Source organism: Corynebacterium occultum (assembly GCF_009734425.1).
Lineage (GTDB): Bacteria > Actinomycetota > Actinomycetes > Mycobacteriales > Mycobacteriaceae > Corynebacterium > Corynebacterium occultum.
The window spans coordinates 1,488,324-1,514,728 of record NZ_CP046455.1; the positions used below are offsets into that span (position 1 = coordinate 1,488,324).

Here is a 26,405-nt window from a genome sequence, read left to right on the forward strand (position 1 = left end):
CCTCGAACAAGTGCTCCCAGCCCCGGGACACAGACCACGGAAGAAAAGGAAGACCCCTCGGTGACAACCCGCCTCGACGACCCCTGGATCCAGGCCGGTGACCACCTCCTCCGGCTGGAGGGCACCGACATCATCGCCCGCAACGCCCAAGGCGCCCTGCTCACCACAGTCCCAACCACGGTGAAAAAACACCAGGCCTACGAACAACTCGACGCCCAACGCAGCTTCCTCGCCCAGCATGCCGACACCTGCCGGACCACCACCCGCACCTGGTTCCTCACCGGCCTGCCCGTGCCCGTCAGCGTGCTCACCGCCGTATGGCCCGATGAAACCTGGCGGACGGTGCTCACCGACCTGGTCATCACCGACGGCACCATCACCGGTTTACTGCGGGATGCCGACGACCACGCCCTGCACCTGATCGACCTCGATGGGGAAAGCATCCAGATCATCCGCACCGATGAAGCGACCATCAACATCCCACACCCGGTGACCCTGGATGACCTGGTGGACTGGCGGGAATTCGCCGTCCAACTCGGGATCCACCAGAACCTGGACCAACTCTTCCGCCATACCGTGGCCAAACCCGCCGATGAGCAAGCAAGAAAAGATGCACTGAACACCTACCGCAAGGGATCCTATGAGCGCGCCGGGCACCTCATCGGGCGGGCCCGGGGTGCCGGATTTGCCGCTTCCTTCACCGGTGTCAGTCTCCGGGTGGAGGAAGCCGGGCGCAGCGTCAGTGTGGAACTTGCGGTCACTGCCTATCTTCCGGAGGAACCCGCTGAGCTGGGGGCACTGTCCTTCACCGTGGACGGCGCCCACCTTGATCCGGCGGATATCGGTCCCATCGCCTGGTCCGAGGGTATCCGCATGGCCGACTTTGTCTGGGCCGGTCGCACCGTCCAGGAGGAGAACCAGTGACACGCGTCCTTGAACTCGGCGGCATTGAACCCCTGAGCATGCAGCCAGGGGAGCGTTCCCAGCCGCTGACCGCCGCCGGTTATCTCCTCGGGGGGAGAAGGATCGTCCGGCTGGTGCCGGAGCCCCTCGTGGCGGCTGAGGATCTCAGCCTGGCCACGATCGGGGCGGAACCTGCCTATCGCACCACTGTCGGGGTCACCGCGCAGCGGGCGATCGGTTTCCCTGCTTGGCCAATCATTTCGGACCCGGCCAACGCCCGGCACGCCCTGAACCTGGTCAGCGATCTGGAGTGGGCCCGTCGGCGGGCTGGCAGCGAGAAGAAGAAGGTCAAGGACCGTTTCGACCAGTTGGCCGCCGACCTGAGTTCCGCTGCCCCGCACTTTGTGCCCACGCTGCTGGAGGAGGCCGCCCGGATTTTCGCAGCGGTGGACAACCCCACCTTCGCCAGGCAGATGTTCAACAAGGCGCGGGAGACGGAACGCTCCCATAACCTGCCGGTGGACATCGACCGCCACCGCGCCATGTTCGAGGAGTTCACCTCCCTCGGCATCGTCGGAATCAAGGAGCTGCGTGCTGAGGCCAAAGCCGTGTCCTCCCGTTTCCATGACCGGGTTGAGGCTTTCACCTATCTGCTGGAGATCAACGCCATCCGGCTCCGGGCGGGTGAGGAGCCCTATAACGGGCTGCTCAAGGATCTACGGACCGTCGGTGCCGCGGTCGGACTCAGCGCCGCAGAAGCTGACGACAGGTTCTTCGACGCGGTGTTGGACTCCCCAGGTTTCCTTCATGTGTCGGCGGTGGTGTTCAAGACGCTACGTGGATCCCTGGTGCGCTACGCAGGTGAACGGCCCGGGGCGCGGCGTCTCCTCCTGTCGGCGGCGCCGACAGAGCTGAACACCGATGATTACCTTTCCCTGCTCGAGGACTGCGGTGCGCTCCCGGAACTCCGGTTGAACCCCGCGGCCTGGGGTGACTGGTTGCTTGATCTGATCGCGAAGGCGCCCACCCGGGCCGATCGACAGCAGTTGCTGGTGCCGGAGATCCTCACCGCCAAGGACACTCTCGCCGGCCGCCAGGTCGAGATCTACCTGGGCTACCTGAACCCGGATGTGATTGATGCCCTGACTGAAGCGGGTGTAACCGTGACCGCGGCTGCCGGTGGAAGCTGGCGGGACCTCTTCAACTGGAGAAGGTGGTTGGACCGGCCCGAGGGTGCTCCTGCGCGTCCGCTGGAGCACGTGGCCGCAAACCCCCTCCTGGCGGAGCAGGCGAGGCAGACACTAAGTGTTGACCTCATCAAAGAACACGCGGGGACCCTGCTCGCAGCTTCGGGGGCCCGCCGGATCGTCGCGGCCCAGCTCGAAGAGTATCTGACCCAGCGGGACGGGGAAGCGCAGAGCGTGGCTGGGCTGCGGGAGTTTCTCTTCACCGCCCGCGCCCTGGCCCAGCCCGAGTTAGCCCGGCAGGTGCCGGATCTGCTCCGCCCGATCTTAAGCTTTGATGCCCCAGAGCTGCTGCAGCGAAGTGTGCGGGGTGGAGTGCTGGCGGAGCTTGCCTGGCCCGCCCTGGAGGAATCGATCAGGCGGTTGTGTGCGAAGGCCGAGACCGGAACCTACCGACTGTTTGAGTCCTACCCGGCGGTGGCCGTCCTGGCGGGTGAGCATGTGGAGATCATCGACGGTGACCGGGTGGTGCTCGCCGGTGAAATACCAGGAGGAGTCGACTGGGTCTTCGGGATCCGCCAGGTCGGCGAGGCCGCGGTGATCTATTTCCGTGGTCAGACCGGGGGCTACTTCGCCCACTGGTTGCCCCAGGGGGAAACCTCCCAGGTCCAGGACTGGGGTGGCGGCCACGGCAACGTCAGCTACTCCCTGCCTGTCCCAGGCGGTCGTCTGACCGCGCAAGGCCACCTGGCCGTGGGGGACACGGAACTGTTCGCAGACCGGGGCAATATCTCTGCTCAACTGATCAAGGAACTGGGGTGGCACACGCTGGGGCTGGATATCCCGGAGGGTGATCCGCGGACCCAGGTGAAAAGCGAGCACTCCACTTTCGTGCCCTGCCAACCCGGCACCGAGAACAGCCCCCTGGGCATGGTCAACGGCATGCACGCCCAGATCCACCTCACCCGTGACGGGGAGCAGAAGATCACCACCCCCTTCGGCACCTTCGGTGCCCGGGAGTGTCTGGCGGTAGTGCGCCGCCCCGGCGGTGGCTTCTGGCTGCGTGATCACCACCGGCTCATTGACTCCGCGACCGGCCGGGATCTCGACCTCACCGGCCGCAATGCCACCCCGATGCGCATGGTTGAACACCTCCCGGTGGCCGGCCTGCACCAAACGAGACCCCGGGATGAGTCCGCCAGCCTCCGGATGCGTTCCTACAGCCGGGAGCAAGCAGCGGTGCTGCTGGATGCCGTCAACGCAGACGATGACACCGCCGCACAGCTGCTGACCGACCACCTGGACACCAGGGAACCCGAGCTCATTGACGCGATCCTCGTACTGGCCCGTGCCGTGGCCACGCTCGCCGATGAGTACGCGGAGCTGCGCATGACCGCAGGACTGGACACCGCCCCCGAGGCTCCGGCTGGCCCGGAATATGCTCTCTCCGCTGCCCTCGCCCAGATGATCAACCCCCATGCCGATGTCGAGACCACCGATCAGGTTAATCAGCAGGTGGCAGAGGGAATCGCCGGAATTATCCAGCTCCTGCAGAACCCGGACTCGCTCAGCGACGGCCCGCACGGGCTCGACGTCAACGGCTGGATCCGGATCGTCGGAGATGAAACGCTCCTGGTCGCCCGGACCTTCGGCCCCCTGACCCGCCGGTTCTGGGACACCACCGCGCTCCACGAGCTCACGGACCTCATCCGTCGCCTGATCGACATCGGCCTACTCTGTGGTGAATGGCGGACCGCCTTCCTCATCGACCCCCGCCGGTACAATCGGGCATCCACTGCACCCACATCAGCGGTGGTCGACGGAGCGCTCACCTTCGGCTGGCACGGATACTGGTCCGCCGGCAATATCCAGAATTATCCCGTCCTCCTCCGGGACAACCGCGCACAGCTGGAGGGAGTGGAGCTGAGACATCCACGACGGACCCCCTTATCCGGGCCGGAGCTCAGGAAAGTACTCGACGCCCTCGATACCATGGCTGACCCGATAGACACCGCAGTCGAGGAGGTGGACATGGCAGCCGTGGCGAAAGTGGCGGAACACACCGGACTACTGCCGGAGACCCTGCTGTACCTGTTGAGCCGCACCCCCGGCTATCACGCCCATGAACCGCTGGACAAGACCACCCGCGAACTCTGTGGTTTCACCACCACCCAGGCCAAGGCGGTCCACGAACAGGTGACCGAACTACGTGGCCACTGGGAAGACATCGTCTCCGCCGCGGTGCCCGCCGGTGATCCGGTGACCTTCCTCCACGGCGCCATCGACGCCGATGCGCTCATCACCTGGTGGCGCCAGGAATTCGGTACGCCCACCCTGAGAATGACCGCCGAGGACCACGCCTGCCTCAAAACCAGATGGAACGACTCACCACACCTGATCATCGACGTCCTCACCCCGGTGGAACAGTCCACCCTGCCTGACACCTGGCGCTGGGAAACCCTGGCATTCTATCTGTCGACCCTGCTGCAGATCACCCAACTGAAAACCTGGGGGACCACGGAACGCATCTTCCTGGCCACCAAACTGCGGTGGCTGAAAAACCAGGTGGAACACCGACCCGACGCCCACCACCACCTCTCGGACGCAGAGCTCGGAGCCCCGTACACAGATCCCCGACTCACCGGCGCAACCGAGCCCAACAAGCAAGGTATCCGCGTGCTGCTGGAAGGACACCTCGACGGACTCATCGAGGACCTGCAGCAGGAACAGCCCAGCACCGGCTGCCCCTGGGACCCCCGAAACAGTGCCCCGGATACTGTCCGGGCCGTCGCCAAGCAACACGAGCTGCCTGAGGACGCGGCCGCCTACTACCTCCAGATCCTGGCACTGGCCGAACCCACGGACCGCAATATCCGCACCTGGAACAGGTGGCGCAAGAAAGACATCGACACCGCCGCCACACCACTGGTGGACCGAGGACTGCTGCTGGAGGCCACACGGCCGGGAGCCGGCCGCACCCGTTTCCTCCCCGGCGGATGGCTCCCCGCCGCCTCAGGCACCAAAGCCATGGAGGCGTGGAAGGCCCCGCTGTACCTGCTCTGGCAGGACGCCAAGGCACGACCGGTTCTCCCCTTCAATCCATTGCTGTCCACCCACCGGCAGGTCTTCACCGACGTCTGGCACCGCATCAATGATGACGACGCGCCGGGCTATGAGGAGCTGGACACCACCCCATACCCGCGTCGCCGTCGTTGAAGACCTGCCGCTGAAGTCAGGGTGGGTTATCGTCAGCGGAACAGACTTACGCCAGTGTCCGACCAGCACAAGAGGAGAGGAACACGCCCACATGATCACCACCCTGGACGACGAACGTCCTCCGAAGACCCAGACCCTGCACGCCGTCGAATACGACGCTGCAGGGCGTACCATCGTCCGCCTGGTGCCGGAAACACTTGTCGAGGCGGAAAACCTCATGCTGACGGAATTGGGTGTTCTGCCCCGCGACCGGACACCGGTGGGGATCACCACCTCCCGGGCAATCGGTTTCCCCGCCTGGGTCATCATGACCGACCCGGACAACGCGGCTCGTGCCCTGAGCCTGGTTGAAGAGCTGGAGTGGGCCCGCCGCCGTGCCGGAAAAAAGAAGAAACAGGTCAAGGACCGGTTCGATGAGCTGGCCATTGAGTTGGCGGAGTCGGTCCCGCATTTTCTGCCCTCCTTCCTGGAGGAAGGGGCACGCATCTTCGCCCGCGAGGAGGTGGACAGCTATGCCAAGCAGCTTTTCGGCAAAGCCAGAGAAGCCGAGAAAACCCATGGCCTGGAAATCGACGCCGAACGCCACCGCGCCGCCTTCGAGGAGTTCGGGGCGATGGGAGTGGTCGGAAACAAGGAATTAACCGCGGAGGCCAAGTCCGCCATGGACCGTTACGCGGATCCCGCCGATGCTTTCGATCATGTGGTGGGCATCAACGCTGAGCGGTGCCGCGGGGGTGCCGAACCCTACCTTAACCTGCTCAAAGACCTGCGCAGAGCAGGAAAGATGGCGGGTCTGAGTGCCCCGGAGGCAGATGACCGCGTCTTCGAAGCGGTGCTGGGTACCCACGGATTCCACCACACGCCGCGTGGGACGCTGGAGGAACTGAGACCCTCTCTGGTGCGCCACTGCCGTACGAGACCGGCCACCCAGGACATTCTGCTGGCCACACCACTCCAGGCAGTGCCTGCAGATTACAGTCTGGCGCTGCTTGCCGACGCCGGGGCACTGGACCGGGTGCGGGAGGACCCTCAGAGATGGGCTGCGTGGTTACTCAACTTCCTCGTCGGTCTCCAGCAGGGGCCTCGGGGCCAGGGCCTGCTCCTCCAGGAGATTGTGGCGGCCGGGGAGCGCCTCAGGGGCGCTGAGCTGCAGCTCAACTTGGCCACTTTCTCCCTGAACGTGCTTGACGCCCTCCTGGAGTTCGGTGTCCAGCTCAAAGATCCAACACCCTGGTCCCCCCGGACGTTCAAAATCGGCTGGGAGGAATGGGCCCGGACCAGGGATTCCCGTCGGCCGTTGCGTTTCCTGGCCCAGGATCCAGAGCTTGGTGCGCGGATGGTCGATTACCTTCCGGTGTCCTTCTTCAGCGGCCCGCCCGGCACCGACCCGGACTACCAGGCCCTGAAGAATCTCTTCCGGCAGCGGATCACCATCCCGAAAACATTCAACGACCCCGATGACATTCGGAGAGTGGTCCGCCTCATCCGTGAGACCGCCCGGGTGGGTGGCCGGCACGTGGTCGACTATTTCCCCGAGGAGGTGGCGGTGATGATGGATCTGGAACCGGCGGTGGTATTGACGGAGGTGATCCGCGCACCGACCTCCGGGCTCTCCGGGGCGCAGGCACGTGCCTACACCGCTGCGCAGGCGCAGGCACTGCTGGACAGCAGCCACCTCATCGAGGGGACAGCGACCCGAGACCATGACCGTGACCTGGCGGCCAGTCAATTAGGTGACGGTCACCCCCACGGCCTGCCCGAGATCCTCGCCCCGCTGCTGTCGGCGGTTCATCAGCTCAGCGTCAGCCAGGCGACGCTACGGCGCAGCATCAACCGGACCTGATTTCGCCGGTGATGAGCACAACACACCACAATTCTCAGAGATAAGGGGACCACTCCCGTCATGACCACCGCTGTGGAACAGACAGGAACCACCTGGCGTGAGGCCGGCGACTATCACCTGCGTCTGGACGGCAACCAGATCATCGCCCGCAACGTAAAGGGACGGGTGCTCAAGTCAGTACCGGCGAAGGTGAAGAAACACGAAGCTTTCGAGCAACTTGAGGCCCTGCGTAACTTTTTCATCCAGCACGAAGCGACCTGCCGGGGGACCGTGGAGAACTGGTTTCTCACCGGCCGGTCGGTGCCCGTGACGGTGGTCTGCGGGGTGTGGCGTGACGATGCCTGGCGTCGGACACTGCAGGACCTGGTGGTCACCGACGGCACAGTGGGCGGGTTGCTCCGCGGCGCCGACGAGTCGGGGCTGCATCTGGTCGATCTGGAGGGGGAGAGCGTGATAATCCCGCGGACGGGGGCAGCCACGATAACACTCCCGCACCCCGCGCTGATGTCCGATCTGGCGGACTGGCGGGAGTTCGCCGTCGAACTGGGTGTGCATCAGGGATTGGATCAGCTCTACCGCCACACGACCGAGAAACCTGGGGATCCGCAGGAACGGCAGCGGGCACTGGACACCTACCGGTCCGGGCATTATGAATCGGGTGGGTACCTGAGGAACCGCGCCAGGGACTTCGGCTGCACCTACACCTCCGACGGCATCTCGTTGAAGGTGGCGGAGGGAGGCCACACGGTGACTGCCCATCTCGACCTCTTCGGCCACGGCCCGCAGACGCCGGCTGACCTCGGCCGGTTGTATTTTCTCGCCGAGGGCACCCGTCTCGACCCGGCCGAGATCGGGCCCGTCGCCTGGTCCGAGGGAATCCGCATGGCCGAGCACATCTGGGCGGGACGCACCATCGCCGAAGACGAAGACAGCTGAACGCCCCCTCTGCCCACGTGGGCAGAGGGGGCGTCGAGAAGCCGGGGAGGTTTAGGACTCGATCTCGGAGCGGTCACCGGACCACAGGGTGTGGAAGGTGCCTTCCTTGTCGATGCGCTGATAGGTGTGGGCACCGAAGAAGTCACGCTGCCCCTGGATGATGGCGGCCGGGAGGCGCTCGGCGCGCAGGGAATCGTAGTAGGACAGTGAGGAAGTGAACACCGGTGCCGGAAGGCCCAGCTGGGTGGCGTAGATGACAACCTTGCGCCATGGGTCGATCAGGCCTTCGAGCTCACCCTTGAAGTAGGGGTCCAGCAGCAGGGAGGGCAGCTCGGCGTTGTTGTCGTAGGCCTCGACGATGCGGTTGAGGAACTTCGCGCGGATGATGCAGCCACCCCGCCAGATGGTGGCCAGGTCGCGGGGATCCACATCCCACTGGTGCTCATCGGAGCCGGCCTTGATCTCGTCGAAGCCCTGGGAGTAGGCGACCAGCTTGGAGGCGTAGAGGGCACGGCGGACATCCTCGATGAACTCTGCCTTGTCCAGGCCGAGCTCCCCGAAGGTCTTCAGCGAACCGGTCGGCAGGTTGCCCTGGGCGGCGGCGCGCTGGCCGAGGGAGGAGGAGAGTGCACGGGCGAAGACCGCCTCGCCTATGGCGGTGGTGGGCACGCCCAGATCCAGGGCCTCCTTGACGGTCCAGCGGCCGGTGCCCTTCTGCCCGGCGGCGTCCAGGATGACGTCGACCAGCGGCTTGCCGGTCTCGGCATCCACCTGGCGCAGCACCTCGGCGGTGATCTCGATGAGGTAGGAGTCCAGATCGCCCTTGTTCCATTCGGCGAAGACATCCGCGATCTCGGCCGGGCTCATGTCCGCACCGAAGCGCAGCAGCTGGTAGGCCTCGCCGATGACCTGCATGTCGGCGTACTCGATGCCGTTGTGGACCATCTTGACGAAGTGGCCGGCGCCGTCCGGGCCGATGTGGGTGACACAGGGGGTGCCGTCGACGACGGCGGCGATGGATTCGAGCAGCGGGCCCAGGGCATCCCAGGACTCCTTGGGGCCACCCGGCATGATGGAGGGGCCGTTGAGGGCACCTTCCTCACCACCGGAGATACCGGCACCGACGAAGTGCAGACCGCGGGCGGCGATCTCCCTCTCACGGCGGACGGTGTCGGTGTAGAGGGCGTTGCCGCCGTCGATGATGATGTCACCTTCCTCCATGACCTCCGCGAGCTGGTTGATCACCGCGTCGGTGGCGTGACCTGCCTGGACCATGATGATCGCGCGGCGGGGCTTCTCCAGAGAGGCGACGAAGTCCTCGATGGTCTTCGAGGGAATGAAATTGCCGTCGGTGGCGTAGTCGCTGATCAGCTTGTCCGTTTTATCGGTGCTGCGGTTGTAGACGGCGACGGTGTTGCCATTGCGGGCGAAGTTACGGGCCAGGTTGGAACCCATGACGGCAAGTCCGACGACGCCGATCTGGGCGAGGGAAGTCTCAGTGCTCATGGGCATAACAATAACTCATATCCTGATCGGAACGCGGCAAAAGCACCCAAAAAGATAGCACCAATTATGGTGGGGGATTCCGGGGCTAGGCTGGAACCCATGAAATTGCTGGAATTAGCGGCGTTGGCGGCCACAAGAGATCTGGACAGCGAAGAACTGACGAAGCTCAATGGGCACCGTTCGGGGGCGGACGCAGCACTGGGAATCCACTACACCCGGGTTGGCCCAGAAGGTGTGGCAGCGGAACTCCGGGTCGGTGGGCATCTCCTGCAGCCGGTCGGCCTGGTCCACGGCGGGATGTACGCCGCCCTGGCGGAATCCCTCGGCTCCCTGGCGGGCCTGGTTCACGCCGGAGGAAACCCGGTGGTGGGGGTCAACAACAACACCGACCTGATCTCCTCGGTGCGCAGTGGGGTGATCACCGCCGTAGCTGAACCCATCCAGCTGGGGCGCAACACCCAGCTTCTGCAGATCAACATGCATCATGAAGACACGCTGGTGGCCCGGACCACGTTGCGGACCATGGTGCTGCGCCGCTAATGCCAGGATGAGGCGGTAGATGACACGGGGTGAGCGAGGGACTTAAAGCCAGTCGTTGCGGCGGAACCACCACCACATCACCAGCACCGCCAACACGATGAAGGCCAGGGTGATGAAGTACGCGTAGCGGTAGTGCAGCTCCGGCATGTAGTCGAAGTTCATGCCGTAGATACCGGCGATCAGAGTGGGCACCGCCGCCATGCCAACCACCGCTGAAATGGTGCGCATGTCCCGGTTCTGCCGGAGCGACACCATCGCCACACCGGCGTTGATCAGGGCGGAAAGTCGCTCATCATAGGAGTCGACCTGATCGGCTGCGATGATGGCGTGGTCGAGCACATCTCGGAAATAGGATCGTGCCTCCTTGCGCACCAGGTCCTTATTGTCCTGGATCAGGGCGCGCAGAGCCGGGATCAGCGGATCCACGGCATGCCGCATCTCCAGGATCTCCCTTTTGAGGGTGTAGATCTGCTCGATGTCGAATTTGGAGCCCGGGGTGAAGACCTCCTCCTCCAGACGGTCGACCTCCATCTCGAGCAGCGCGGCGATGCGCACATATTCATCGACCAGGTGGTCAGCGGTGGCCCAAGCGATCGCCGCCGGACCCTCCCCCCTGATGTCCGGGTCTTCCTCGATCTTGGGTTGGGGATCCGGAAGCTCGGTGTCATGACGGATGGTGATGATGAAATTCTGTCCCATCAACAGCTGAACTTCTGCGGTGTCGATGATCTCGCGGCGGTCAGCGACCTTATTCCGGTCGGAGTACTGCACCGAACGGATCACCATGAACAGTTGCCGTTCATAACGTTCCAGCTTGGGGCGCTGGTGGGCGGTCACCGCATCCTCGACGATCAACTCATCAATGTCGAAGACCTCAGCGATCTTGAGCATGTGCTCCTCACTGGGCTCATTGAGACTGAGCCAGACAAAACCCCGGCCCTCATGCTGCTCCACCTCACGCAGTGCGGAGGAGTAGCTGTACTGTCCCTTACGCTGCACCCCGTCCAGATAGACCCGGCACTGCTCGATGACCCTTTCCACCGGCACCCGCAGCCGCCCCCGAGAGGGATGGCCAGCTGAGTTACCAGGACGCCCCCGGCCATTATTTCCGGCGAGGAAACGCTCACTTCCGTAGGGCATATGATCGCGCTCCTTCTGACTTGATGAGGGGAGGGTGGGAACTACCTGGAAAAAATTGACGGGACCCCGGAAAGAGTGCCGCTGACCATCCAGCCATCTTAGACCCCGAGCCCGAACCGGGCGGGGCTGAGCTGAACCTATACTCGAAGCCATGGCTACCTGGAGAGAAATTGTCGCGACCGACCCCTCACACTCGGAGAACTACGCCGCCCGCTGGAAGCGGATGGCAGCCGAAGGCATGGACATCAACGGCGAGGCCCGGCTTATCGACGCCATGGTCGACCGGGGGGCACGCATCCTCGACGCCGGCTGCGGCACCGGCCGCCTCGGGGGTTACCTGGCACGCCAGGGACACACCGTCATCGGCACCGACCTGGACCCGATCCTGATCAGACACGCCCGGAACGATTATCCCGAAGCCCGGTGGGAGGTTGGGGACCTGGGCCGGGATGAACTGCCGGAGGGCAACTTCGACATGATCGTCTCCGCCGGAAATGTGATGGGTTTCCTCGCCGAAGAGGACCGGGAATCGGCGCTGGCCAATATCCAGCGTGCCCTGGGGGAGGAAGGCCGCGTGGTCATCGGTTTCGGTGCGGGCCGCGGCTGGGGTTTCGATGACTTCATCGCCACCGCCCGAACGGTGGGCATGGAACTGGAGAACGTCTTTGAGTCCTGGGACCTCAAACCCTTCCGGGAGGGTTCCCAGTTCCTGGTGGCCTTCTTCTCCCGCGTCTGAATTCATGTCTTCCCCCACACTGATCCACGCGCGTCTCGACGCCCCCGAGACCACACCCATGATCGAGGCATTGATCAGCGAATACTCCCGGCGCTACCCGGATGACTCCGCCTTCAACGTCGCCGAGGAGATGGCCCTTTATCCACCGCTGCTCTTCACTCCTCCCCACGGGGATTTCCTCCTGATCCGTCAAGCAGGGGAGACCATCGCCGGGGGTGGCTTCATGTACCTCGATGAAGAGACCGCAGAGATCAAGAGGATGTGGACCTCCCCTGACCACCGCCGTCAGGGCCTGGCCCGCACACTGGTCAGTGCCCTGGAGGCGGAGATCGGAGCCCGGGGCTACCGCCGCATCTATCTGACCACCGGGGCCCGTCAACCCGAGGCCCAGCAGATGTACCGCCATCTGGGCTACACCCCACTCTTCGATGAGACGGCGGACCCGGAGTCCCTGGGGATCCTGGCCTTCGAAAAGGAGATCACACCTGGGCGTGAAGGTCTTCTGATCGGGGACCCGGAACTAGCCGAGCAACAGAAGAGGACTCTGGAGGAGCTGCTGGCGGTACACCCTCTGCCGGAGATCCGGTTGAAAGACCTTGACCGGTGAATGATCCCGGAGGGGTACCGCTAATCCGATCTTGGGGAAAACGCCGATGAAGCCAGTGGAACTGGACTAGGGTCACCTACCTAGAGCAACTTCCCAGGCTAGGAGATTCACGGCATGACCACGGTTTCACAGCCGTCCATCCCCGCTCGTCAACATACGGGGAACGCGACCTGGATCGTCGTGGTGATCTGTGGCGTCATCGCAGCGATGCACGTATGGAAACTGCCCAGTGCACTCACCGAGGTCCAGGCCGATCTCACCATCAACCTGGTCCAGGCCGGCCTCCTCCTGGGGCTGGTGCAGCTGGCGGGGATGCTGGGCGGAATTCCGGCGTCCATCCTGGGGGAGCGCGTGGGGCTGCGCCGAACCATGGTCCTCGGCCTGGCTCTGCTGGTAGGGGGCACCGTGATCAGTGCTTTGGCGACCACCTCAGAGGTGATGATGTCCGCCCGCATCCTGGAAGGCATCGGGTACCTCGCAGTCACCGTGATGGCCCCGGCGTTGATCCGTCGCGACACCCCGACTGGCCGGTTGACCAGGGCGATGGGAGCCTGGGCAGGGTTTCAGGGGATGGCGACCTTCATTGCGGTGCTGGGCAGCTCGCTGCTTCTGCAGGTCACTGATTGGCGCATGTGGTACTGGATCATGGCTGCCGTGACCGCCGTCGGAATTCCACTGTTGCTGAAGTACGCGGCCCCAGATCCCCGGCGGAAGGGCGGAGTCGGAGCCGCCTTCCACCGCGTCTGGGTGACTGTGCGTAGCTGGAAGCCCTGGGTCGCGGGTGCAGTGTTTTCCTGCTACACCATCCAATGGACCGCTGTGATCGGGTTTCTGCCCACCGTCTACCAGGAGTACGGAGTTGGCCTTGTGCTGGGTGGAGCCCTCTCGTCGGTCGCTGGCGGCGTCAATGCCGTGGGCGCGGTCATGGCGGGGTTCCTGTTGCAGCGCGGATTTTCTGTTCGCGCGCTGGTCATCACCGCCTTTGCGGTCATGGGGATCACCTCCTTTGGGGTCTACGCCGTGGACTGGTCTGTCCTGCCCGGCACCTTCATCCCGCAGTTTGTTCTGGTCTGTGTCTTTTCGATGGTCGGTGCCCTGATCCCGACCTCCATGTTTCGGATTGCCGTGGACCTGGCTCCGCCCGGGGGTTCGCCGCCCGGTGTGGTCGGGCTGATGCAGCAGATGCAGAACACCGGCAATTTCCTAGGCCCCATCCTGTTGGCGTGGTTGGCCTCCCAGGCGCAGGGCTGGCACACCTCCTGGTGGCTCACCGCTGCGGCGGGCACCCTCGGTGTCGTATTGATCATGCTCTTCTCCGAGAAAAGGCTGGGCTTTTCCCTGCGGGAGAGTTAAACGTTGAGATGCTGTTGCAACGTCGGGGGCATCTGCCGTCCATAACGAGTGCACCGCTTCCACCCCCTTCAAGGCCCGGTTATTCAGGCATTTCACCTGACGATGCTCGACAGTAGGTGGGCAGATTCGACAACCCCACTTCCCCCTGATTCGGAGGTAGGTTTCATCCACCCGCCAGGAACTGGCCTGCCAGATGGGACTGATCCGGCACCCAAATATCGTTGCCCCCGTTGTGCCGACCAGCTTCCTGAAGCATGCTCGAGACATGAGCGAAGAAACCATGGTGCTCCGGGCCCGGGGTCTGCATATCTCTCTGGGGCGGGGTCGCCACCGCCAGCGCATTCTCCGCGACCTCAACTTCGAGATCCCGGCGGGTCGGATCACCGGCCTGCTCGGCCCCTCGGGAAGTGGGAAAACCACCTTGATGAGGGCGATCGTCGGGGTGCAGCGTTTCGAGGGAGAACTGAAGGTACTCGGCCACACTGCCGGGGCAACCATCCTCCGCGGTCACATCGGCTATGTCACCCAGTCCGCGGCCGTCTACCCGGACTTGAGTATCCGCCGGAACCTGGAGTACTTCCATGCGATCGCCGGAACAGGCCGGGACCCGGCTGAGATCATGGCCGAACTCGAGATCGGCGAGCTGGCTGATCACCGCGTCGCAGACCTCTCCGGGGGACAGCGCAGCCGCGCCTCCTTGGGTTGTGCCCTGGTCGGGGAACCGAAACTGCTGGTGATGGATGAACCCACCGTCGGCTTGGACCCCCTGACCCGGATTGCACTCTGGGAACAGTTCCACAAGCTCAGTCGTCAAGGCACCAGCCTGATCTTGAGCAGTCATGTCCTGGATGAGGCGGCCCGCTGTGATCATCTCCTGCTGTTGCGGGAGGGCCACATCATCTGGCGGGGCAGCCCCACCCAGCTGCTGGAGGAGACCGAGACCTCAAACTTCGATGAGGCCTTCCTGGTGATCATCAGCAGGAAGGGAGAGCCAGCATGAATCCGGGATTGACCATCGCCACCATGCGCCGCGTCCTGGCCCAGTTACGCGCAGACCCACGCTCCGTGGCACTGATCCTGCTGGTGCCCCTGGGGCTGATGGTGTTGCTCTACTACCTCTACTCCGGGGACCCCGGCCGAGAGCAGCTCTTCCACATGATCGCCACCGTCATGGTCGCTGTCTTCCCGCTGACCCTGATGTTCTCCATCACCTCGGTGACGATGCAACGCGAAAGAGCCGGAGGAACCCTGGAGCGGCTCTGGACCACCCGGATCCACCGCATCGACCTGATCCTGGGCTACGCCCTGGCCTTTGGCCTGATGGTGGTGGCACAGGCCATCCCTCTGTTCATCCTCTCCCGCCACATCCTGGATGTGGACAGCGAAGCCCCCTGGTGGATCACCCTGCTGATCTCGGTGGCTACCGGATTGATCGGAGTGGCACTCGGCCTGCTCAGCTCCGCCTTCGCCCGCACCGAATTCCAGGCCGTGCAGTCCCTCTCCCTGTTGATCATCCCGCAGGTGCTGCTCTGCGGACTCCTGGTGCCCCGGGAAGAAATGCACCAGGTCCTGCAGGGGATCTCCGACCTCATGCCGCTGTCCTATTCGGTGGATGCGGCACTGGTCTCCTCCCGGGAGGGGGCCACCGCAGAGGTGCTCACCAAAACCCTGATCTGTCTGGGCTTCGTCGCCGCTTTCCTGGGGTTGGCGGCAGCGACCATGCCGCGGCGCGCACACTAACACAGGAGGCGGCTTCCCCTCGATATTCAGGCCACCGGGGTATCTGCTCTCACCCTGGCAGCACGAAGACCATTGAGGATGACGATCACCTCGGCCACCTCATGAACCAGGACCACGGTTGCCAGGCCGAGCACACCAGTGATCGACAGGGGCAGCAGGACGATGATGATCAGCAGAGATAAGATGATGTTCTGGTTGATGATCGCCCGGCCCCGCCGGGCATGATCCAGGGCCTGGGGAATCAGCCGCAGATCATGGCCGGTGAAGGCGATGTCCGCGGACTCGATGGCTGCATCCGAGCCGGCGGCCCCCATTGCGATGCCGATATCGGCGGCTGCAAGTGCCGGGGCATCGTTGATTCCGTCACCGATCATGGCGGTGGGATAGGAGCGGGAGAGCTCCATGACGGCAGCGGACTTGTCCTCCGGGCGAAGCCCGGCGCGAACATCCCTGATGCCGGCCTGGACCGCAATGGCCCAGGCGGTCCGAATATTATCCCCGGTCAGCATGGTGACGGCGATGTCCCGGTCAGCGAGGGCGGCGATTGTTGCGGGGGTCTCCGGACGCAGCTCATCGCGAACCCCGACCGCCCCGATGGGAAGGTGGTCACGGTGGACGATGACCATCGTGACACCCTCGCGTTCCAGGGCAGTCACCTCATCGGTGAGGATGTCCGGCGCCAGCCAGCGGGGACTGCCCAGGGTGATGCGCACACCGTCGACCAGTCCGGTGATGCCCTGGCCAGCACTTTCCTTCAGGTTCTCTGCCGGGCGGGGTTCCGGGGCGGCGGTGGTGATCGCCGCGGCCAGTGGGTGGGTGCTGTGCTGCTCCAGGCTGGCTGCATAGCTGAGCACCTGCTGCCGGGTGATCCCCTCGGTGGTGAGAACCTGGACCACGGTGGGCTGATTGCGGGTCAGGGTGCCGGTTTTGTCCACCGCTACATGTCGGATATCCCCGAATCGTTCGAAGGCCGCCCCAGACTTGATGATCACCCCGAATCTACTGGCAGCTCCGATCCCCGAGACCACGGTGACCGGCACGGAAATTGCCAGGGCGCAGGGGGAGGCCGCCACCAGGACGACCAGAGCGCGGGTGATCCACAGTTCCGGATCCCCGAGCAGGGAGCCGATCAGTGCGACGGCTACGGCCAGGATGAGGACTCCGGGTACCAGGGGGCGGGCGATCTGGTCCGCCAGCCGCGCGCGTTGCCCTTTCTTGGCCTGGGCTTTTTCAACCAATTCCACGATCGTGGTCAGGGAGTTGTCGGTACCGGTGGCTGTCGTCTCGATGAGCAGCACACCGGAGGTGTTGATCGAGCCGGCAGTGACCTCATCGCCACCGGTGACCTCCACCGGAATGGATTCACCCGTGATTGCGGAAGTGTCCAGGCTGCTGCGCCCCTTCCTTACGATGCCATCGGTGGCCACCCGCTCACCGGGGCGGATCACCAGTAGAGCCCCGACCTGGAGTTCTGTCACCGGGATCTCTGTGGTGGTGTCATCGTGTTGAATTCTCGCGGTCTGGGGGACGAGCTTGAGCAGGGCACGTAGCCCGCTGCGGGCCCGGTTCATGGCTTTGTCCTCCAGGGCCTCGGCAAGCGAGTAGAGGAATGCCAGGGCGGCGGCTTCCTCCATATAGCCCAGGATTACCGCACCGACGGCACTGATCGTCATGAGCAGGCTGATCCCCAGGCGGCCGGAGGTGAATAATCCACGCAGGGCATCAGGGATAAATGTGGATCCGCCCACCAGCAGGCCGATCCAGAACAGCACCTGGGCAAAAGTCTCCGCACCGGACCATTCGCTGGCTAGACCGACCAATAGTGCCACCCCGGAGAAGACGGGCATCATCATCTCCCTGTCACGCCACCAGGGTGTCGGCTGTTCTGCCGTCACAGGTTCGGGGACGGCGCAACCGCAGGAGGAGGCGGTCACGGGTGGTTCTTTTCATGGGTGCCGCAGCCCTCGGCCGGACATTGGGGATCCAGGCAGGGGGCGTCCTCGTCAATGGCGAGGGTGATGTCCACCAGGGCGGTCAGGGACTGAGCCAGGTGGGGGTCGGAGATTTCGTAGCGGGTTTTGCGCCCCTCGAGGTGGGCTGTCACGATCCCGCAGTCCCGGAGACAAGCCAGATGGTTCGACACATTCGACCTGCTCAACTCCAGGTCACGGGCCAGGTCACCGGGGTAGGCGGGGGCATCCAGGAGAGTCAGTAGAATTCGGGACCGGGTGGGATCAGCCAGAGCCCGGCCCAGTCGGTTCATCACCTCAAGACGTGAATTGATGGTCAGCATATGCTGAATAGTACAGCAGTTGCTGAACTGTTCAGCTTTTCTGCTCGCGGGCCCCCTGGGAACGGGGAGATTAAGGATCCGCCACGCTTTGTCAGATACCTCGGGCGAGCCCCATGCGGCTGGCCTGATCGAAAAACTCCCGCTCATGCACCGAAGCGCTCAGGAAAGCCCGGGCGGCCCGCACCCGCTGCTGCGGGGCAGCCGATTCCAGAGCCTTTTCCACCCGCTGGATCGCCACCCGGGTCCCGGCCAGGAAGTCCTCCCCGGCGTAGGTGGCCAACCAGTCATGGAAAGGATGGTCGGGATGGTTCTGCTCCGCCAGCATCAATCCGACTTCGGCGTAGAGCCAGTAGCAGGGCAGTACCGCGGCAGCCCCGACCACATAGTCATCGACTGCGGTCCGGGCCAGCAGGAAATCGGTGTAGGCGGCGGTGGCGGGGGAGGGGGCGGCGATGGTCTTTACCGCCAGGCCTGCCGTACCCAGATGGGTGCGGTGCAGTTCCGCTTCCGCCACCAGGCATTCGGCGGCACTTTCCGCCCAAGCCACCTGGTCAACGGCATCAGGTGCCTTGGCCCCCAACAGCGCCAGGGAGCGGGAATATTCCCGCAGGTAGTGGGCATCCTGGCTCAGGTAGGTGAGGAACTGGGTGGGGGAGAGGGTGCCGTCACCCAGGCCGCGGATGAAGGGAGAGGCGGTGATCTCGGCGATGATCTCGGCACAACCCTCCCAGAGCGCCTGAGTGTAGGGGCCGGCAGGTGCGATCCGGGGCAGGGGTGCCACCGCGGTAGCGGGTAACAGCTGATTGGCATCCGCCCCATTCAAGGGCTCGGCCTGGAGGTGTGCCCAGGGGGTGGGGTCCCCGGCCCGTGCCAGGCGTCGGGAGAGATGGGAGTGATCGACGGGACCATTTCCCTTACCCACCTGGAGGGCATCCGCCCCGCGCAGGGACTCATTGAGCCAGGCGGTGGACCATTCCAGGGCATCCTCCACACTCTGACCGGCAGCGATCCGGGTCGCCAGTGCGGCGGAGAGGGAACAACCCGTGCCGTGGGTGTTTGAGGTGTTCACCCGGGGGTTGGGCACATGGTGGACAAAACCATGGGGATGCACCACGGCATTATCGGCTGCCGGGCCCCTGAGGTGGCCACCCTTGACTATTACGACCGTATTAGTCGCGGCGGCAAAGACCTGGGCCTGTTCAATTGCGGCGGTCAGATCCTCGGCCTCGGGCTGCTCACAGAGCACGGCCAGCTCGGGCAAGTTCGGGGTGACCACGTCCACCTTGGCGGCCAATTCCCGGATCGCGGATTCAGCATCGGCATCCAGCAGGCGGTCACCGCTGGTGGCGATCATCACCGGGTCCAGGACCACAGGCCCATGGGGCTGTTCCTCCAGCCAGCGACTGACCACCGCGGTGATGTCGGCGGAACCCAGCATGCCGATCTTGATCGCGTCAACCTCAACGTCCTCGAAGACAGCGGCCAGTTGCTCTTCCAAAAAATCCAGGGGCGGGGTGTGGATGCTGCGCACCCCGCGGGTGTTCTGGGCGACCAGGGAGGTGACCACCGCCATGCCGTAACCGCCAGCCGCGGTGAAGGATTTCAGGTCTGCCTGCAGGCCGGCCCCACCGGAGGGGTCGGTGCCGGCGATGGAGAGCACCCTCGGGCAGGAAGGTGCGGGGCGCTGATGGTGCTTTTCCCAGGTGGCGCGCAGCTCTGCGGCCGCAGCACGGGGGTTTTCGACGGCCATCACGGCAGAGACAACACAGAGCCCGTCGGTGGCGGTGGCCGCCAGCTCGATGGCATTATGCGCTCCCACGCCACCGATGGCCACCGATGCCATGCCCTGAGCGGCTGCGATCGGGGCCAGCTCAGCCACACCTTCCACCCCGACTGCAGCCGGGGCATTCGGCTTGGTGGGGGTATCAAGTACCGGGCCGAGACCAACCACGTCCGGCAGTCGTACCCCCTGCTCCCGGCACTGCCGGATGCACTCCTCCAATTGCTGACCGTTTTCAATGGTCAACCCAAGTTTCAGCGGTTCCGGCAGCAGTCGACGGGCCTCGGGATAAGACATGTCACCCTGCCCGATGTGGAGATGCAGCCCCAGTTCCACGGCAACCTCCACGCGGTCATTGACAAAGAGCGGAACCCCCTGGGCGTCGGTCACGGCCTTCAGTTCCAGGGCACGCTCCAGGAACTCAGCGGCAGTAGCTTCCTTATCCCGCAGCTGTACCACGCTGACCCCACCGGCAATGGCACGTTCGACGATGTCGGCGACTTTGCCCGGGCCACCACCCAGCTGCGGGTCGGTGACCAGGTAGAGAGAGTAGTCGATCATCCCAGATCCTCCTGAATGGTGCTGAGTGTCCGGATGTCCTCGACATCGACCCCGTGGAGGGCGTCGATCAGAGCCACCGCGAAAGTACCCGGGCCCTGGCTGCGGTCGGCGGCGATTTGGCCGGCGACACCCATGTGGGCGTGGGCAGCGAGCACGGCGTCGTGAAGCGAGAGACCGCTGCCCCGGCAGGCCCCCAGGTAAGCGGCGGTCAATGCTCCCAGGGAACAGCCGGTGCCGATCACCAGCTGCAGCATCGGGTCCCCGGAATGCAGCCTGGTCACCCGATCAGGGGAGACAATCAGATCCTCCGGCCCGGATACCGCAACCACCCCGCCGGTACGTGAAGCCAACCGGCGGGCGGCCTCAAGGGCGGAGTCCACCGAATCGGTGGCATCCACCCCACGCCCTCCGGCACCCAGCCCGGCCAGGGCGGTGACCTCGGAGGCATTACCGCGGATCGCGGTGGGTCGCTTATCGACGACCCCGCGGGCGAAGTCGGTGCGCATCTTCAACCCACCCACCGCCACCGGGTCCAGCACCCAGGGGGTGCCGGCGGCAGTCGCACCCCGGATGGCTTCGGCCATGCCACGGTACTGCTCGGAGCTGGGGGTGCCGGCATTGATGAGCACACCATTGGCCACCGCGGCGAAGTCAGCCGATTCCTCCGGGGTGTCGCACATCGCGGGTGAGGCCCCGGCGGCGAGAAGGACATTGGCGGTGAACTGCATGACCACGGAATTGGTCAGGCACTGGACCAGGGGAGTGTGCTGCCGCAGCAGCTCCACGGCCTGAAAATATGGATATGCCACGTGGGGACATCCCTTCGCTAGTACGACCTAGAGCAGGTTCAACGGGTTTACTCTCAGCCCTCTTCCGGCACCCCGTGTCTCTTGCCCCCAAACTAGCAGAGCCCTAATTCAGGTTGCGGCAGGGGGCTGTGAGGTCCCGGATCGTTGATCCGCGGGGATGCTAACGGTTCTTGATCTTGTCGACCTGGGCACGCCAGGCCGTCGATACCAGGGACGTCCTGGCGACTGTGAAACCCAGGCATGTCTTCGAGCGGTTCTACCGCGGGGATTCCGCTCGAAACCGCAACCACGGTGGAGCACTCACCGCCACCTCACCGGGGGCCGGCGCCAGGCCGGTCTTCATCATCACTCTTCCCTGCTCCCGGATAGAACTGAGCCAGTGATCACGAAGCACCCCGATGAGGACAACCAGCCTTGCTGCATGCCCCATGGGCCTGTTATCTCCTGTTCACACCATCAGGAGCACCGCTCATCTTCACTCCCGCAGCCACCGTCTCCCGGGAAAACCGCCTACCCCCCTTAATTGGCGGGATCATTCAATATAGGGAGAATTGATAGGTTATATTTCCTTTTTCAATCTTGAGGACTTCGATGCATCCCACCCCAACCCTGTCTCTGCGTCAGGTCATCTCAGTGATCTGGTTTCCATTTTTTCTCGCGACCGCCATGTCCCTCTTGTTCGTGGCGACTCTTGCCAACCCCGCACCGCAGGGAATGGCCATCCGGATAGAAGGCGATTTACTCGCGGCCGAGCGACTTCAGAGCCAGCTTGATGAGGCGCAGGCAGGCGGGTTCGAGGTTCAACCGCTCGCCGCAGGCAGCTCTCGGGAAGCGGTCATCGCTAATGAGATTGCTGCGGCAGTTCCCGCGGGGGAGAACCCGGAAACCTTCGTGGCCTCTGCGGCGAACACCATGAGAGCGAACTACCTCTCGCAGTTCCTTCCCGAAACGCTCAACCTGCCGGTACGCGACATCCTGGTGCACGCTCCCGGTGACGCCATGGGAACCGGTGTTTTCTTCTATGCACTGCCCATCGCCATCACAGGGATGGTGTCCGCGATCATTTTATTACAGCTCGGGGCATGGTCCTTCCGGCGGAAGCAGGCCGCAATTGCCCTGATCGGGGCATTTACCGCAGTGATCACCTACCTGATCGCGGTGTGGCAGCAGGTGATCCCCGCGAGCGGGAAATCCGCACTGCTTCTGTTCGGCACCTTCGCATTGGTCACCGGCATCGGTTGGACTCTCACGGGCCTGTCTAAATTTGTGAAGCATTATTTCGTTCCCATTGCTCTGACCTGGATCCTTATCCTCGGGATCCCCACCGCCGGTGTCCCCAGCTCGGTGGACGCCTTGAAACCAGCATGATGCTGTGACAACAACGGCCTCTATCTGGACGCTGACGCAGCCGTCTGCGGACTCTAAAAAATATAGACAAGATCAAGGGGTTCATTATGGGGATCTGTTTGAACCCAAGCTTTTTCAACCCAGAAACCAGCCATGTTTTGTCGATGTTCGATCGAGGAATGTCGGCGCCGCCGGTTGTAGGAGGTCTCAATCCAGCGGGCGACCTCACGACGCGCCTCATCTCTCGTGCTGGAGGAACAGCAGCTCAGTGGGTGGGATCCACCTGCGGTGATGCTCGGCGGGTCGGAGTGCTCCCTCGGGCCCCATCCCGCGGAACCGTCGATGCTCTCCGGCACCCGACGGTACCGATGACCCAGGGGGATGGGGGGTCTGAAAGGGCGGCCATCATATTTCCCGAAACGGGCACAGAAAAACCGCACCTGCCCTTTTCCGGATCATCCCGGGGATGGGGGGGAGGCGCGGCTTTGCAAGACCCGTGGAAGTGGGGTGACTACTTCTTTTTGGCGACCTTGGCCTTGAGCTGGCGGGCGATGTCGATCGGGGCATCCGCGGCGATCTGGTCGACCTCTGCCACCCGGGCCAGTGCGGTGCGGGCCAACAGCTGCTCGCGGGTGGTGGCCAGGTTGTAGCGCTTCGGGGAGAGCGCGTTGAGACCCCAGTTGAGGGCTGAGATCAGGCGGTTACGGAAACCGACCAGGAACATCACGTGGACACCGAGCCAGAGGATCCAGCCGATGAAACCGGTGACCTCGACATTGCCCATCTTCACCACGGCGGAGAAGCGGGAGACGGTGGCCATGGAGCCCTTGTCGAAGTAGTCGAAGTCCTCGCGCTCCTCGATGCTGCGGCCCTCAACCTCCTCGGCGATGAGCTCGGCGACGTATTCGCCACCCTGGATGGCGGTCTGGGCGACACCCGGCAGGCCCTTCAGGGCGATCATGTCACCGAGGACGAAGATATTGCGGTGCTCACCCAGGGAGAGGTCATTGTTGACCAGGACGCGGCCGGCGCGGTCAACCTCGACACCGGCCTGGTCGGCGACCATCTTGCCCAGCGGGGATGCCTGGACACCGGCGGACCAGATCTTGCAGAAGGCCTCGATGGTGTGCTCGGAGTCATCCAGGGTGGACTTGTAGGTCACGGCGTTCTCATCGACGTTGGTGACCAGTGCGTTGAGCTTGACGGTCACCCCCAGCTTCTCCAGCTGGCGCTGGGCATTGCGACCCAGGCGCTTGCCGAAGGGCGGCAGCACCTGCGGGGCACCGTCGAGCAGGATGATCTTGGCGGCGGAGGGATTGAAGTTGGTGTACTCCCCGGCGAGGGTGCGGTGGGCCATCTCAGCCAGCTGGCCGGCCAGCTCCACACCGGTGGGGCCGGCGCCGACGACAACGAACGTCAGCAGGCGTTCCCGCTCCGCCGGGTCCTCGGTGATCTCGGCACGTTCGAAAGCCTCGACGATACGTGCCCGCAGGCCCAGGGCATCGTCGATGCTCTTCATTCCGGGGGCGTGCTGGGCGAAGTGGTCATTGCCGAAGTAGGACTGGCTGGCGCCGGCGGCGATGATCAGGGAGTCGTACTCGTAGTTGCGGCTGATGTCATCGAGCTGGGTGGTGACCCGCTTGGTGTCGATGTTGATGTCGACGACCTCACCCTTGACCACGTTCAGGTTGTCCTGGCCGGAGAGCACCTGGCGAATGGAGGGGGCGATCTCACCGGCGGAGAGAATGCCGGTGGCCACCTGGTACAGCAGCGGCTGGAAGAGGTGGTGGTTGGTGCGGTCGATGAGCGTGATGTCGACATCAGCGTTCTTCAGGTCTTTGGCGGCGAAGAGGCCGCCGAACCCGGAACCGATGATGACTACGTGATGGCGGCCGCCCTCGGGACGGATGGGAGCATCGGACATGGGTGAGTTGATCTCCTGTGATTGGAATTGAATGCGCTAGGACTCAATAGTAGACGGGTAGGCAAACCAAATCAGGCTGGGGAATGGGCATTTTGCTTCAGTCCCCCCGGAAATCATGATTCCATTCGGCCGGGTTGATCAGTTCTGGCGCCTAAAAGGGTTAGAATTTCACCCGCAGTGTGTAATCCGGTGGGGAAGGGCGGTGTCGGGAGTGAACTCATCCCATCTACAGGGGATTGATGCGCAACGCTGGCCCGGCGTCGTCCAGGTCCCCGCCGGCCCCCTCATGCGGGTCAGGGCGCGGAAAGCGGAGGCGGATTTCGCCAAGCTCTGTGAAAAAGCGGAACTGAGCCTGGACCCGGGGCATGATCCGGATCTGATCGTCGACCATGAGGAACTTTTTCCCCGCCTGGCAGATTCCGGCTGGCTGGGACTGGCGGAAAGCTACCTGGCCGGCGAGTGGCGGGCCTGGGAGCTGCATGAGGTCCTGGTCAAGCTCTTAGGGGCCGACTACAAGGCTGGCCGTCGAGCCCGGAAACCGGAGTTCGATGACTATGAGGGCGGGGAGTTACCACCCGAACTGGTGCGTCTGAACTCCGCGGACGGGATGTCGATCTTCGGGGCGGTGTTCTCCGCCCCGGCCACCACAGAACGCACCGCGGTGATCTCCCATGTCCCGGGAGCCGGTCGCAACCGGGAACCAGGCAGCCACTTCGTGGACGTCACCACCCTGGCGGATCCCACCCTGGTGGAACGTGAAGACCTCGGTGGGGCACAGGAACGGGCGGTGGAGATGCTTCTCGACGCCGCGGAGGTCGGCCCCGGCACCCACCTGCTGGAGGTGCCCAGCGCGGGTGGGGCGGTACCGATCGCGGCGGCGCACCGTCGCGCCACCGTCGATACGCTGACTGCGGACCCCGATCATTTCGCGGCGCTGGGAGAACGACTCACCCTGGCCGGAGTAGATGATTTCGTCCATGCCGCCGAGATCCCCGGCGCGGTGCCGGGACCAAAGGACTGGCGGGGTCGTTATGACGCGATCATCAGTGTGGAACGCCTGGAGGGGCTCAGTGCGAAGCAACGCCCTGCGTTCGCCGCGGCCCTGGATCGACTACTGGTGCCCGGGGGCCGGGTGGCGATGCAGACGGTGGTGGCCAGGGACTCCATGACCCCGGCGATCCGGGAGTCGCTGGGACTGCTGCGTGCCTATATCTGGCCGGGCCTGGCATATCCCACGGTGACGGAGGTACATCAACTCTTTGACCGGCATTCTGGGTTGCGGATCATCGGGCAGACGCATGTGGGTTCCCACTATGCGAAGACCCTGGAGCTGCAGAGTCTGTTGTTCCAGGGTCAGCAGCGGGAGGCGGCGGCCGATGGTTTCGACGTGGTCTTCCGCCGCATGTGGCAGTTCCAGTACGCCCTGCGGGAGGCACTCTTTGAGCTGGGCCATCTGGATGCGGTGCAGTTCACCCTGACCTCGAGGAATCGTCGGGGCCAACGCTGATGACCTTGGTGGCTCAGCCGCCGATATTGATCAGCCAATGAGTGCCGAAGCGGTCTTTGAGCGAGCCGTAGAACCCACCCCAGGGAACTTCCTGGAGAGGCATCGACACCTCCCCACCTTCGGCGAGTTTCTCCCAGTAGCCGCGCAGTTCCGCCTCGATGTCCCCGCCACCGGTCAGGGATAAGGGGGTGTCCTCGCCCTTGATGGGTTCCATGCCCGGCGGGATATCCGAGGCAAAGAGCAGGGTGCGGCCGTCCACGGTGAGGGCGGCGTGCATGACCTCCTCGGACATCTCGCCTACTTCCTCAGGTGGGTGGACGGAGCTGAACGGGGTGAGCTGGAGATCACCGTCGAAAAGATCCCGGTAGAACTCCATGGCTGCTTGGGCGGTGCCGGGGAAGTGGCGGTAGGGGGTCAGATCAGCCTGCATGGCCGAGTCTCCTTCTTCTCGCGGGGTAGACACCACCCAACCTACCCGGC

The 26,405-nt window shown here is 64.1% G+C and carries 21 protein-coding genes and 1 riboswitch; of the genes, 13 read left to right on the forward strand and 8 right to left on the reverse strand.

Annotated elements, in window-relative coordinates:
• Positions 1 to 60: 60 nt before the first annotated feature.
• The 4 genes from COCCU_RS06980 (at position 61) to COCCU_RS06995 (ending at position 8,082) form a co-directional block, all read left to right on the forward strand.
• On the forward strand, positions 61 to 924 hold the full coding sequence (locus COCCU_RS06980; protein ID WP_156230842.1) for a DUF4132 domain-containing protein: 864 nt from the start codon (positions 61 to 63) through the stop codon (positions 922 to 924).
• On the forward strand, positions 921 to 5,303 hold the full coding sequence (locus COCCU_RS06985) for a hypothetical protein (RefSeq protein ID WP_156230843.1): 4,383 nt from the start codon (positions 921 to 923) through the stop codon (positions 5,301 to 5,303). Before COCCU_RS06980 ends, COCCU_RS06985 begins: the two co-directional genes overlap by 4 nt.
• Before the next feature lie 91 nt (positions 5,304 to 5,394).
• Positions 5,395 to 7,146: a hypothetical protein gene (locus COCCU_RS06990; RefSeq protein ID WP_156230844.1), complete on the forward strand. Its 1,752-nt coding sequence runs from the start codon at positions 5,395 to 5,397 to the stop codon at positions 7,144 to 7,146.
• 60 nt (positions 7,147 to 7,206) lie between these two features.
• Complete coding sequence (locus COCCU_RS06995; protein ID WP_156230845.1) at positions 7,207 to 8,082, forward strand: DUF4132 domain-containing protein; 876 nt, start codon at positions 7,207 to 7,209, stop codon at positions 8,080 to 8,082.
• 51 nt (positions 8,083 to 8,133) lie between these two features.
• Here COCCU_RS06995 and gndA read toward each other — a convergent pair whose 3' ends face one another.
• Positions 8,134 to 9,588: an NADP-dependent phosphogluconate dehydrogenase gene (gene gndA / locus COCCU_RS07000; RefSeq protein WP_156230846.1), complete on the reverse strand. Its 1,455-nt coding sequence runs from the start codon at positions 9,586 to 9,588 to the stop codon at positions 8,134 to 8,136.
• Between the two features lie 99 nt (positions 9,589 to 9,687).
• Here gndA and COCCU_RS07005 point away from each other — a divergent pair, with 99 nt between their 5' ends.
• Positions 9,688 to 10,128, forward strand: coding sequence for a PaaI family thioesterase (locus COCCU_RS07005; RefSeq protein ID WP_156230847.1), 441 nt, complete (start codon positions 9,688 to 9,690; stop codon positions 10,126 to 10,128).
• Positions 10,129 to 10,170: 42 nt separating this feature from the next.
• On the opposite strand, the gene corA is transcribed toward COCCU_RS07005, so the two are convergent.
• Positions 10,171 to 11,268 carry a magnesium/cobalt transporter CorA gene (gene corA / locus COCCU_RS07010; RefSeq protein WP_156230848.1) on the reverse strand — a complete coding sequence of 366 codons (1,098 nt, stop codon included), beginning with the start codon at positions 11,266 to 11,268 and terminating at the stop codon, positions 10,171 to 10,173.
• Between the two features lie 151 nt (positions 11,269 to 11,419).
• Here corA and COCCU_RS07015 point away from each other — a divergent pair, with 151 nt between their 5' ends.
• The 5 genes from COCCU_RS07015 to COCCU_RS07035 all read left to right on the forward strand — a co-directional run bounded on the left by COCCU_RS07015 (position 11,420) and on the right by COCCU_RS07035 (position 15,704).
• On the forward strand, positions 11,420 to 12,004 hold the full coding sequence (locus tag COCCU_RS07015) for a class I SAM-dependent methyltransferase (RefSeq protein ID WP_156230849.1): 585 nt from the start codon (positions 11,420 to 11,422) through the stop codon (positions 12,002 to 12,004).
• Positions 12,005 to 12,008: 4 nt separating this feature from the next.
• The gene (locus COCCU_RS07020) at positions 12,009 to 12,611 is read left to right on the forward strand and encodes a GNAT family N-acetyltransferase (RefSeq protein WP_156230850.1); all 603 of its coding nucleotides are present in this window, start codon (positions 12,009 to 12,011) and stop codon (positions 12,609 to 12,611) included.
• A gap of 114 nt (positions 12,612 to 12,725) precedes the next feature.
• Positions 12,726 to 13,964 (forward strand): MFS transporter, encoded by a 1,239-nt coding sequence (locus COCCU_RS07025; RefSeq protein WP_156230851.1) that lies wholly within the window; start codon positions 12,726 to 12,728, stop codon positions 13,962 to 13,964.
• A 265-nt stretch (positions 13,965 to 14,229) separates the two neighbouring features.
• On the forward strand, positions 14,230 to 14,964 hold the full coding sequence (locus COCCU_RS07030) for an ABC transporter ATP-binding protein (RefSeq protein WP_156230852.1): 735 nt from the start codon (positions 14,230 to 14,232) through the stop codon (positions 14,962 to 14,964).
• Positions 14,961 to 15,704, forward strand: coding sequence for an ABC transporter permease (locus tag COCCU_RS07035; protein ID WP_156230853.1), 744 nt, complete (start codon positions 14,961 to 14,963; stop codon positions 15,702 to 15,704). The genes COCCU_RS07030 and COCCU_RS07035 overlap by 4 nt, the downstream gene beginning before the upstream one ends.
• Positions 15,705 to 15,730: 26 nt before the next feature.
• On the opposite strand, the gene COCCU_RS07040 is transcribed toward COCCU_RS07035, so the two are convergent.
• The 4 genes from COCCU_RS07040 to thiM form a co-directional block, all read right to left on the reverse strand.
• Entirely contained in the window at positions 15,731 to 17,557 is a 1,827-nt protein-coding gene (locus tag COCCU_RS07040; RefSeq protein WP_156232675.1) for a heavy metal translocating P-type ATPase, read from the reverse strand.
• A 77-nt stretch (positions 17,558 to 17,634) separates the two neighbouring features.
• The gene (gene cmtR / locus COCCU_RS07045) at positions 17,635 to 17,997 is read right to left on the reverse strand and encodes a Cd(II)/Pb(II)-sensing metalloregulatory transcriptional regulator CmtR (protein WP_156230854.1); all 363 of its coding nucleotides are present in this window, start codon (positions 17,995 to 17,997) and stop codon (positions 17,635 to 17,637) included.
• A 91-nt stretch (positions 17,998 to 18,088) separates the two neighbouring features.
• A complete protein-coding gene (locus COCCU_RS07050) occupies positions 18,089 to 20,338 on the reverse strand; it encodes a bifunctional hydroxymethylpyrimidine kinase/phosphomethylpyrimidine kinase (protein ID WP_156230855.1) in 2,250 nt (749 codons plus the stop codon).
• Positions 20,335 to 21,147, reverse strand: coding sequence for a hydroxyethylthiazole kinase (gene thiM, locus COCCU_RS07055; protein WP_156230856.1), 813 nt, complete (start codon positions 21,145 to 21,147; stop codon positions 20,335 to 20,337). Before thiM ends, COCCU_RS07050 begins: the two co-directional genes overlap by 4 nt.
• A riboswitch (TPP riboswitch) is annotated at positions 21,140 to 21,232 on the reverse strand. (Overlaps the previous gene by 8 nt.)
• 85 nt (positions 21,233 to 21,317) lie before the next feature.
• Here thiM and COCCU_RS07060 point away from each other — a divergent pair.
• Together COCCU_RS07060 and COCCU_RS07065 are read left to right on the forward strand one after the other, a co-directional pair.
• Positions 21,318 to 21,530, forward strand: coding sequence for a cell wall metabolism sensor histidine kinase WalK (locus tag COCCU_RS07060; protein WP_231598902.1), 213 nt, complete (start codon positions 21,318 to 21,320; stop codon positions 21,528 to 21,530).
• A gap of 208 nt (positions 21,531 to 21,738) precedes the next feature.
• Positions 21,739 to 22,515, forward strand: a complete 777-nt coding sequence (locus COCCU_RS07065) for a hypothetical protein (RefSeq protein ID WP_156230857.1) — start codon at positions 21,739 to 21,741, stop codon at positions 22,513 to 22,515.
• Between the two features lie 490 nt (positions 22,516 to 23,005).
• Here COCCU_RS07065 and COCCU_RS07070 read toward each other — a convergent pair whose 3' ends face one another.
• Entirely contained in the window at positions 23,006 to 24,418 is a 1,413-nt protein-coding gene (locus tag COCCU_RS07070) for an NAD(P)/FAD-dependent oxidoreductase (protein ID WP_156230858.1), read from the reverse strand.
• Between the two features lie 202 nt (positions 24,419 to 24,620).
• On the opposite strand from COCCU_RS07070, the gene COCCU_RS07075 reads away from it, so the two are divergent.
• Positions 24,621 to 25,925 (forward strand): class I SAM-dependent methyltransferase, encoded by a 1,305-nt coding sequence (locus COCCU_RS07075; RefSeq protein WP_407924158.1) that lies wholly within the window; start codon positions 24,621 to 24,623, stop codon positions 25,923 to 25,925.
• A gap of 13 nt (positions 25,926 to 25,938) precedes the next feature.
• Here the strand turns inward: COCCU_RS07075 and COCCU_RS07080 are convergent, their stop codons facing one another.
• Positions 25,939 to 26,355, reverse strand: coding sequence for a VOC family protein (locus tag COCCU_RS07080; protein WP_156230860.1), 417 nt, complete (start codon positions 26,353 to 26,355; stop codon positions 25,939 to 25,941).
• Positions 26,356 to 26,405 lie beyond the last annotated feature (50 nt).